The sequence below is a fragment of the Streptomyces sp. NPDC049577 genome (assembly GCF_040675635.1).
Taxonomy (GTDB): Bacteria; Actinomycetota; Actinomycetes; order Streptomycetales; family Streptomycetaceae; genus Streptomyces.
In genome coordinates this window covers 1-9,006 of the sequence record NZ_JBFAPH010000256.1, presented here as the reverse complement: position 1 = coordinate 9,006, position 9,006 = coordinate 1, and the positions used below count along the sequence as shown (strand labels likewise).

8 protein-coding genes and 1 pseudogene are annotated in these 9,006 nt (G+C 75.6%); 3 read left to right on the top strand and 6 right to left on the bottom strand.

Going from position 1 to position 9,006, the window contains the following annotated elements; all coding sequences use genetic code 11:
• Together murC and msrB are read left to right on the top strand one after the other, a co-directional pair.
• A partial coding sequence (murC, locus tag AB0K09_RS24290; protein ID WP_366067492.1) for a UDP-N-acetylmuramate--L-alanine ligase occupies positions 1-1,317 on the top strand: 1,317 nt, incomplete at its 5' end.
• Positions 1,318-1,374: 57 nt separating this feature from the next.
• Positions 1,375-1,782, top strand: coding sequence for a peptide-methionine (R)-S-oxide reductase MsrB (gene msrB, locus AB0K09_RS24285; RefSeq protein ID WP_366067491.1), 408 nt, complete (start codon positions 1,375-1,377; stop codon positions 1,780-1,782).
• Between the two features lie 6 nt (positions 1,783-1,788).
• On the opposite strand, the gene AB0K09_RS24280 is transcribed toward msrB, so the two are convergent.
• The 4 genes from AB0K09_RS24280 to lpdA form a co-directional block, all read right to left on the bottom strand.
• The gene (locus tag AB0K09_RS24280) at positions 1,789-2,085 is read right to left on the bottom strand and encodes a hypothetical protein (RefSeq protein ID WP_366067490.1); all 297 of its coding nucleotides are present in this window, start codon (positions 2,083-2,085) and stop codon (positions 1,789-1,791) included.
• Between the two features lie 114 nt (positions 2,086-2,199).
• Entirely contained in the window at positions 2,200-3,945 is a 1,746-nt protein-coding gene (gene treZ / locus AB0K09_RS24275; protein WP_366067489.1) for a malto-oligosyltrehalose trehalohydrolase, read from the bottom strand.
• 52 nt (positions 3,946-3,997) lie between these two features.
• On the bottom strand, positions 3,998-4,930 hold the full coding sequence (locus AB0K09_RS24270; protein WP_366067488.1) for a GNAT family N-acetyltransferase: 933 nt from the start codon (positions 4,928-4,930) through the stop codon (positions 3,998-4,000).
• Positions 4,931-5,026: 96 nt separating this feature from the next.
• The gene (gene lpdA, locus AB0K09_RS24265) at positions 5,027-6,439 is read right to left on the bottom strand and encodes a dihydrolipoyl dehydrogenase (protein ID WP_366067487.1); all 1,413 of its coding nucleotides are present in this window, start codon (positions 6,437-6,439) and stop codon (positions 5,027-5,029) included.
• Positions 6,440-6,550: 111 nt separating this feature from the next.
• On the opposite strand from lpdA, the gene AB0K09_RS24260 reads away from it, so the two are divergent.
• Complete coding sequence (locus AB0K09_RS24260) at positions 6,551-7,444, top strand: LysR family transcriptional regulator (RefSeq protein ID WP_366067493.1); 894 nt, start codon at positions 6,551-6,553, stop codon at positions 7,442-7,444.
• On the opposite strand, the gene AB0K09_RS24255 is transcribed toward AB0K09_RS24260, so the two are convergent.
• Together AB0K09_RS24255 and AB0K09_RS24250 are read right to left on the bottom strand one after the other, a co-directional pair.
• Positions 7,428-7,616 carry a hypothetical protein gene (locus AB0K09_RS24255; protein WP_366067486.1) on the bottom strand — a complete coding sequence of 63 codons (189 nt, stop codon included), beginning with the start codon at positions 7,614-7,616 and terminating at the stop codon, positions 7,428-7,430. The two genes, AB0K09_RS24260 and AB0K09_RS24255, sit on opposite strands and share 17 nt — an antisense overlap.
• 64 nt (positions 7,617-7,680) lie before the next feature.
• A pseudogene (locus AB0K09_RS24250) lies at positions 7,681-9,006 on the bottom strand (malto-oligosyltrehalose synthase); the annotation flags it as partial.

Genomic DNA, 9,006 nt, shown 5'->3' with positions numbered 1-9,006 from the left:
AAGATCCCCGCCCAGCGCGGCGCGCGCGTCGCCGGCAGCGACGCGAAGGAGTCCCCGACCGCGGAGGCGCTGCGCGCCCTGGGCGCCACGGTGCACATCGGCCACGCCGCGGACCACCTGGCCGCCGACGCCACTTGCGTCGTCGTCTCCAGCGCCATCCGCGCCGACAACCCCGAGCTCGCCGCCGCCGCCGAGCGCGGCGTGCCCGTCGTGCACCGCTCCGACGCGCTCGCCCGGCTGATGGACGGGCTGCGCCCGATCGCCGTGGCCGGCACGCACGGCAAGACGACCACCACCTCGATGCTCGCCGTCTCCCTCGACGCCCTGGGCCTCGACCCCTCGTACGCCATCGGCGGCGACCTGGAGGGCCCCGGCTCCAACGCCCGGCACGGCGGCGGGGACATCTTCGTCGCCGAGGCGGACGAGAGCGACCGCAGCTTCCACAAGTACGCGCCCGAAGTCGCGATCATCCTCAACGTCGAGCTGGACCACCACGCCAACTACGCGTCGATGGAGGAGATCCACGAGTCCTTCGCGACCTTCGTCGGCCGCGTCCGCCCGGGCGGCACCCTCGTCGTCGCCGCCGACCAGGAGGGCGCCCGCGAGCTGACGCGGCGCGTCGCAGGCCGGCCGGACCTCGAGATCGTCACCTACGGCGAGGCCGAGGACGCCGACGTCCGCGTCCTGGACGTCGTCCCGCGCGGTCTGACCAGCGAGGTCACCGTCGACCTCAAGGGCCGCCGGCTCACCTTCGCCGTCTCCGTCCCCGGCCGGCACTACGCCCACAACGCCGTCGCCGCCCTCGCGGCCGGCGTCGCGCTCGGCATCCCGGCCGACGACCTCGCCGAGGCCCTCGGCAAGTACACCGGCGTCAAGCGCCGCCTCCAGCTCAAGGGCGAGGCGGCCGGCGTGCAGGTCATCGACTCCTACGCCCACCACCCCACCGAGATGACCGCCGACCTGGAGGCCATCCGCGGCGCGGCCGCCGGCGCCCGGGTCCTGGTCGTCTTCCAGCCGCACCTGTTCAGCCGCACCCAGGAGCTGGGCACCGAGATGGGCCAGGCCCTGGCCCTGGCCGACGCCTCCGTGGTCCTGGACATCTACCCGGCCCGCGAGGACCCGGTCCCGGGCGTCACCAGCGCCCTGATCATCGACGCCGCCCGGGCCGCCGGCGCGGACGTGCGCGCCGAGCACGACATGGCCGCCGTCCCGGAGACGGTCGCGGGAATGGCCCGCCCCGGCGATCTCGTTCTCACCATGGGCGCCGGCGACGTCACGGACCTCGGTCCCCGGATCCTGGCCCGCCTGAACGGCTGACCGGCAGACCGGCAGACAGCACGGCACGAGCGCACAGCGCGACGGGAGGGACGCACGATGGCGTACGAGGTCGAGAAGACCGACGAGGAGTGGCGCGCCGAACTGAGCCCGGCGGAGTACCAGGTGCTCCGTCAGGCCGGCACCGAGCCCGCCTTCCGCGGCGAGTACACCGACACCAAGGCCGAGGGCGTCTACTCCTGCCGCGCCTGCGGCGCCGAGCTCTTCCGCTCGACCGAGAAGTTCGAGAGCCACTGCGGCTGGCCGAGCTTCTACGACCCCAAGGACTCCTCGGCGGTCGAGCTCGTCGAGGACCGCTCCCACGGCATGGTCCGCACCGAGGTCCGCTGCGCGCGCTGCGGCTCCCACCTCGGCCATGTCTTCGCGGGAGAGGGCTACCCCACCCCCACCGACCAGCGGTACTGCATCAACTCCATCTCGCTGCGGCTGATCCCGGCCGGGGGCTGAGCGCGCTCAGTCCCCCGACAGGGCCTCCAGGCCGCGGCGCAGGTCGTCGATGTTCATCACCGGGTGCATCTCCACCTCGGCGTCCATGCCGAGGAACAGCTTCTCGGCGCAGGCCGGCATCTCCGAGGCGTCCTGCATGTCGAAGACGAAGAAGCAGCTGCGGCCCCCGTCCATCGTGGTGAAGTAGGCGGCCTCGGGGCGGAGCCGCTCCATGAGCTCCTCGATGCCCTTCATCATCGAGCCGTCCCGGATCGCCGCGTTGGCCGCGGGGGTGTCCAGCCGGGCCCTGAGCAGTGTGCGCATGACACCTCACTCCCTCGGTGCGACGCACCGCACCCGGCGCTCCGGCTCCGCGCTCACCAAGGCACGGATACGCCTCTTCCAGCGTCCCCCCGCCCGGCCGGGGCGCGCAAACCGTCACGCGGCGCGCAGCACCGCGGCGCACTCCGGCGGCAGCCGCAGCACGCCGTCCTCGTCCGGGGCGGACACCGGCCGCCACGCCGCGACGACGCGCGCGCCGGCCGCCGGGCGGCCGAGCCGCAGCTCGGCCGGCTGACCGGCGAGATTGACGGCGATGTGCAGCGGCCCGCGCGCGAAGTGGACCGTGCGCGACTCCGCGGCGAGGGCCCCGTACTCCCAGCGGGGATCGGTCAGCGCCGGCTCCGCGCGCCGCAGGGCGATCAGCCGCCGGTGCCAGGCCAGCAGCTCCGTGTGCGGGGCGCGCTCCGGTTCCGTCCAGTCCAGGCACGAGCGGTCGCGGGTGGCCGGGTCCTGCGGGTCCGGTACGTCCTCCGCCGCCCAGCCGTGCGCGGCGAACTCCCGCCGCCGCCCGGTGCGCACGGCCTCGGCCAGCTCCGGGTCGGTGTGGTCGGTGAAGAACTGCCAGGGCGTGCGCGCGCCCCACTCCTCGCCCATGAAGAGCATGGGCGTGAACGGGGCGCACAGCACGAGTGCGGCGGCGCAGGCGAGCAGCCCGGGGGAGAGCCGGCCGGAGAGCCGGTCGCCGAGGGCGCGGTTGCCGATCTGGTCGTGGGTCTGGGCGTAGCCGAGCAGCCGGTACGCGGGAGTGACGCGCGGGTCGAGGGGACGGCCGTGCGGGCGGCCGCGGAAGGACGAGTACGTGCCGTCGTGGAAGAAGCCGCCGCGCAGGGTCTTGGCCAGGGCGTGCGCGGGGTCGGCGGCGAAGTCGGCGTAGTAGCCCTGGGACTCGCCGGTGAGCGCGGTGTGCAGGGCGTGGTGGAAGTCGTCGTTCCACTGTGCGTGCAGACCCAGGCCGCCGGCCGCGCGCGGCAGCGTGGTCGCCGGGTCGTTGAGGTCCGACTCGGCGATGAGGAACAGCGGCCGGCCCAGCCGGGCGGCCAGCGCGTCGACGGCACCGGACAGTTCGGCGAGGAAGTGCTTGGGCCGGGTGTCGTGCAGCGCGTGCACCGCGTCCAGGCGCAGTCCGTCGATCCGGTGGTCGCGCAGCCAGGCCAGCGCACTGCCCGTCAGATACGCGCGGACCTCGTCCGAGCCGGGCGCGTCCAGGTTGACGGCCGCGCCCCAGGGGGTTCGGTGGGTGTCGGTGAAGTACGGGCCGAAGGAGGGCAGATGGTTGCCCGACGGGCCGAGGTGGTTGTGCACCACGTCCAGGACGACGCCCAGGCCCAGCGCGTGCGCGGCGTCCACGAAGCGCCGCAGTCCGGCCGGCCCGCCGTAGGGTTCGTGCACCGCCCACAGGGAGACGCCCTCGTACCCCCAGCCGTGCGTCCCGGGGAACGGGCAGACGGGCATCAGCTCGACGTGCGTCACGCCCAGTTCCGCCAGGTGCGGCAGCCGGGCGGCGGCCGCGTCGAAGGTGCCCTCGCGGGTGAACGTGCCGATGTGCAGCTCGTACAGCACCGCGCCCGCGAGGCTGCGCCCCGTCCACGCCGGTCCGTCGCCGAAGCGGGTGAAGTCGACGACGGCGCTGAGCCCGTCCGGCCCGTCCGGCTGGCGCCGGGAGCGCGGGTCGGGGCGGACCGGGCCGTCGTCGAGCGCGAAACCGTAGCGGGTGCCGTGCCCGGCCGGCGCCTCGGCGTGCCACCAGCCGGCCCGGCCGGGGGAGGGGGCCATGGCGAAGGCGCCGCCCCCCGCGTGCACGGTGACCCGCCCGGCGGCGGGCGCCCACACCTCGAACAGCACGACCGGCTCCTCCCGACGACGGTGCGACGCTGCCCCCCATGGTGCCGCTCGCTCAGCCCGCCCGGGGCGGAACCAGGTCGATGCGCTCCTGGACGACGGGGTATCCGGCCTTCGCGAACGTGGCGGCCATCGGCGTGTTGCCCTGGTCGGTACTGGCCGCGATCCGCTCGGCGCCCTCGGCCACCAGGTCGTGGGTGCACTCCACCAGCAGGTCGTATGCGTAGCCGTGGCCCCGGTGCTCGGGGACGACGCCGACGTAGCCGACGCACGGACCGCCGGGGTTGCGCGCCGGGATCTGGATGCCGGCGATCTCCCCGCCGGGGGTGCGGGCGAGTTTCCACCAGGCGCGTGGCGAGGGGAGCCAGCCGAGGACGCCCATGAAGGCGTCCAGCGCGCCCTCGGGGCCCAGCTCGGCCAGATTGCGCCGGTCGTGCGCGTCGAGGGTGCCCACATGGGTGCGGCGCACCACGTCCCGTATCAGGCCGTCGTCCGGCTCGGGCGAGAACTCCAGCCGGCCGGGCCGCTCCGGCAGCCCGCAGGCGGGCGTCCACTCGTAGCGGAACCGCTCGACCAGCGGCCGCATCCCGGCGGCGACGGCGGCCGCCGTCCGGGCGTCCGCGGCGGCCCGCACATCGGGCCGGTCGCGCCAGCCGGGCGGCACCATCAGGCTGTACTCGGCCCGCAGCGGCGCGGTGCGCAGCAGCTGGACCGCGGCCTCCTGCTCGCCCTCGGCGAAGTCGAACCAGTCGAGCGCCACGGGCGCCTCGTCGTCGGGCGCGCCCCACCAGGCGGCGCGGGCCACCACCCGGTCGCCCCGCAGGGCCACCCACGTCCACTCCGGGCGGTACTCGCCGCCCTCGTGGACGAACCCGTAGGACTGGCCGAAGGCCTCCCGGCCGACGAGACCGGGAGAGGGCAGGGAGGTGAAGAGCGCGGCGTCGTGTTCGGTCAGCGGGCGGACGACCAGTGCGGCCGGTTCGGTCATGGAGTTCCTTCCGGTGATGGCCCGGGAACCGTAGGGCCCCGCGGCCGGGCTGTCCACCGGATTTCGACCGCCCGGGTCACCTGGGATGACGCACCGTCACATCCGGTGCAGCCCCCGTCCGGCGAGGGACAGCATGACCTCGCCGACGGCCTCCGAGAGCGTCGGGTGCGGGTGGACGTGCTGGGCGACGTCCACCGCCTCCGCGTCCCAGCCGACGACCAGCTGGCTCTCGGCGATCATCTCCGAGACGTGCGGGCCCACCAGGTGCACGCCCAGGACCCGGCCGCCCTGTTCCGCGACCACCTTCACCGTGCCGCCCTGCCCGTGCACCATGCCCTTGGCGATGCCCGTCAGCGGCATGGAGCCGACCACCACCTCGTGCCCCCGCTCGCGCGCCTCCGCCTCGGTCAGGCCGACGGACGCGGTCTGCGGGCTGGAGTACGTCACACGCGGTACGGCCGCGTAGTCGACGGGACGGGGGGTGAGTCCGGCGAGGGTCTCGGCGACCAGCAGGCCCTCGGCGAACGACGCGTGCGCCAGTCCGAGCGCGGGCGGCGGCAGCAGATCGCCCACCACGTGGACGCCGGGCACGGCCGTCTCCAGCCGGGACCAGTCGGCCGGGGCGAGGAAGCCCCGCGCGTCGGTGGCCAGACCGGCGGCGGCCAGGCCCAGCCCGTCGGTCACCGGCACCCGGCCCACGGCCACCAGCAGCCGTTCGGCGCGCAGTTCGCGCATCTCCCCGCGCGCGGTGCGGATCACGGCCCGCACGCCGTTCTCGTCGGGGCGCGCGGCCTCCAGGCGGGCGCCGGTCTGCACGTCGATGCCCCGCTTCTTCAGTCCGCGCGTCAGATGCCGGCCGACGTCCGCGTCCTCCAGCGGCAGCAGCCGCTCGGCCGCCTCCACCAGCGTCACCTCGGCGCCCATCGACCGGTGCAGCGAGGCGTATTCGACGCCGATGGCGCCGCCGCCCAGCACCAGCACCGAACCCGGCAGCCCGGGCGCGAACAGCGCGTCGTCACTGGTGACGATCCGCCTGCCGTCCGGCTCCAGGCCGGGCAGCAGGCGCGGCCGCGACCCCGTGGCCAGGACGATCCCGCGCCGGGCCCGCCACTGCCCGCCCGCCTCGGCCCCCGTGTCCACGCGCACCGTCCGGGCGCCGGTGAGCGAGGCCGAGCCCCGGACGACCCGGACGCCCGCGTGCGCCAGATGGCCCTCCACACCGCGGTGGTTGCGGTGCACGATGTCGTCCCGGGTCGCGGTCAGGGCGGCCCAGTCGACCGAGTCGAGCGTGGCCTTCACCCCCCACCGCTCGCGCGCCTCCGCGATCCCGTCGACCAGCTCCGCCGCGTGCAGCATCGCCTTGCTCGGAATGCACCCCCGGTGCAGACACGTGCCGCCCACGAGGTCGCGTTCGGCGAGCACCACGTCGAGCCCGAGGCCGGCGGCCCGCAGCGCGGTGCTGTACCCGCCGGTGCCGCCTCCGATGACGATGACATCCGTCTCATGCATGACCCCACCCTCCGACCCGCCGCGAGGATGAGTCCAACGCAATGTTTCGATGGCCCCCATGAGCAACCTTCATGGGACGCGCGAGGCGGGGGACCGGTGAGCCTGCGGCAGATGGAGTACCTGGTCGCGGTCGTCGAGGAGCAGTCCTTCACCCGTGCCGCGGAGAGCCTCAATGTGACCCAGTCCGCGCTCTCCCACCAGATCAAGGCCCTGGAACGGGAGGTCGGCGGACCGCTCCTGGAGCGCCTGCCGCGCGGCGTCGGGCTGACCCCGATGGGCCGCGCCTACCTCCCGCACGCCGAACGCGCCGTCCGCAGTGCCGGGCAGGCGCGCCGCGCCGCCCGCGCCGCCGCCGGCGCCGAGGGCGGCGAACTGCACGTCGCCACCCTGCACGCGCTGGCGGTCGGCGTGCTCCCCCCGGTGTTCGCCCGCTGGCGGCAGGAGGCCCCCGGCGTACGGCTCCAGCTGCACGAGTACGGGACCACCGAGGAACTGCGCGACGGCATGGAGCGCGGCATCGCCGACCTCGCCGTCGGCCCCCGCCCCGACGCCTGGCCGGGCCCCGTCGTCCCGCTCGGCGAGGAGGAGATCGTCGTCGTCACCTCCGCGGACGACCCCCTCGCGGCGCGCCCCGGCCCGGTGCGCCTGCGCGAGCTCGCGGACCGCGCCTGGGTGCGCTGCTCCCTGGAGCCGGTCGTCCAGGGGCGGCGCTGGCTGGACCTGGTCTGCGAGCGGCACGGCTTCACGCCGCTGACGGCCCTGGAGACCGGACACTCCTCCACGGCCGTCCGCATGGCGGCGGCGGGCGTCGGCATCGTGGCCGCCCCCACGCACATCGCCCGCGCGACGCGCGGCGCGGCGATGGTCCGCGTCGATCCGGAGTGGCGCCGCGAGCAGACGGCGTTCTCCCGCGTGGACCTCACCGGAGCGGCGGCCGCGTTCGTGCGCCTCTGCGCGGACCTGGTCTTCGCCGCCGAGCCGGACGCCGTCAGCCCGTGCGCGTGACCGCGCCGGCCAGACGCCTCGTCATCTGCTGCCGCGTGTCGCCCCGGTGCGTCGGGTTGAACGAGCACACCACGCGGCGCTGCCGGTCCCGGGTGGCGAACACGCCGGAGTTGTAGCCGTAGCGCTCACCGGTCTTGCCCCACAGGGCGCCGGCCGGCAGCGCGGCGGTCATCAGCAGGGCGCCCCCGAGCCGGCCCCCGGCCGCCCCTGACGAGGAACCCGGCCGCCGCCGCGGGTCACGTCCGGGTCAGCAGGGCCACCGGCCAGTGCCCCGACAGCCGGGACAGCGGCATCCGTTCCGTGTACACGCGCCCCGTCAGCAGCTCCCGCCACGTGCCGCCGCCCGGCAGGGGCAGCGTCGTTTCCGTCAGGGTCACTCCGCGCGGCAGCCGCAGCGCGGCCGTGACGACCTCGCCGGAGCGGACGAACGCCACGCAGTGCCCGGCCGCCGGGCCGTCCGCGGCCAGCGGTTCGTACGTGGCGTCGGTGCCGAACCACTCGGGATGCGCGCTCCGCAGGCGCAGGGCGGTGCGGGTGAGGCGGAGCTTGTCGGCGGACAGCCCCGTCGCCGGCGGGGCGTCGGCGAAACGGGGCGGGCGGCGGTTGTCGGGGTCGACGAGCGCGGCGTACACGCGCTCGGTTCCCATGTACAGCTCGGGCACGCCCGGCATGGTCAGCTGCAGCAGGGCCGCACCCAGCGTGTGCGCCCGCACGGACGGCTCGGCCTCGGCAGCCAGCGGTTCGAGCAGTGCGTACGGCTTGCCGCCCGGACCGGCGGCGACGAAGGCCCGGACCGCCGCCTCGTACGCGGCGTCCGGCTCGGTCCACGTCGTGCGCAGGGCGGCCTCCCGCACGCCCTTCAGGACCGCCGGGACGAGCCGCCGGGCGTCGGGCTCGCCCAGGCCGAACGCGGTCTGCCAAGCCGTCCAGGCCACCTGCCGGTCGGGGGCCGGCGCCTCGTTCCACAGCCGTTCCATGAGGGCGGCCCACTGCGCGGCGTGCGTGCTCAGCGCGGCGATCCGGGCCCGGACGTCCGCGCTGCGCTTGGTGTCGTGCGTGGACAGCACGGTCCCCGTGGCGGGCCAGTCGCGCTGGATGCGGGCGCAGTAGGCGTGGAACTCCGCCGGCTCGACCGCCGGCCGGTCCGGGGCGCCGCCGACCTCGTTCGCGGACAGCAGGGGCGTGTAGCGGTAGAAGGCGGTGTCCTCGACGGACTTGGCGCGCAGGGCCGAGGAGGTCTGGGCGAAGCGTGCGCAGAAGTCACGCGCGTCGGGCCCGTCGCCCAGCCGCCCCAGGGCCGCGTCGCGGACGAACTCGACGACCTCGGCCTCCTGGGGCACGGCGAAGGCCGTACGGGCCCCCTGCGCGGCCTCGTCCAGCAGCGCGGCGTGCACCGGCGCGGCCGGGGCACCGGGGACGGCGTACGGCCGGTAGACGGGGAGCCGCACGAGGATCTCGCGCAGGGCGGTGCGTATCGCCCAGGGGGCGTGGTCGCGCAGCCGCAGTGAGCCCTCGCACAGCCGCCCGGCGGTGCGGGCGAGCCGTTCGACCTCGGCGGCCAG

Excerpts from the sequence above, each read along its gene's own strand:
- AB0K09_RS24280 (WP_366067490.1), bottom strand. The coding sequence starts at position 2,085 with ATGCGCACACTGCTCAGGGCCCGGCTGGACACCCCCGCGGCCAACGCG.
- msrB (WP_366067491.1), top strand. The coding sequence starts at position 1,375 with ATGGCGTACGAGGTCGAGAAGACCGACGAGGAGTGGCGCGCCGAACTG.
- AB0K09_RS24255 (WP_366067486.1), bottom strand. The coding sequence starts at position 7,616 with ATGACCGCCGCGCTGCCGGCCGGCGCCCTGTGGGGCAAGACCGGTGAG.
- AB0K09_RS24270 (WP_366067488.1), bottom strand. The coding sequence starts at position 4,930 with ATGACCGAACCGGCCGCACTGGTCGTCCGCCCGCTGACCGAACACGAC.
- AB0K09_RS24260 (WP_366067493.1), top strand. The coding sequence starts at position 6,551 with ATGGAGTACCTGGTCGCGGTCGTCGAGGAGCAGTCCTTCACCCGTGCC.
- lpdA (WP_366067487.1), bottom strand. The coding sequence starts at position 6,439 with ATGCATGAGACGGATGTCATCGTCATCGGAGGCGGCACCGGCGGGTAC.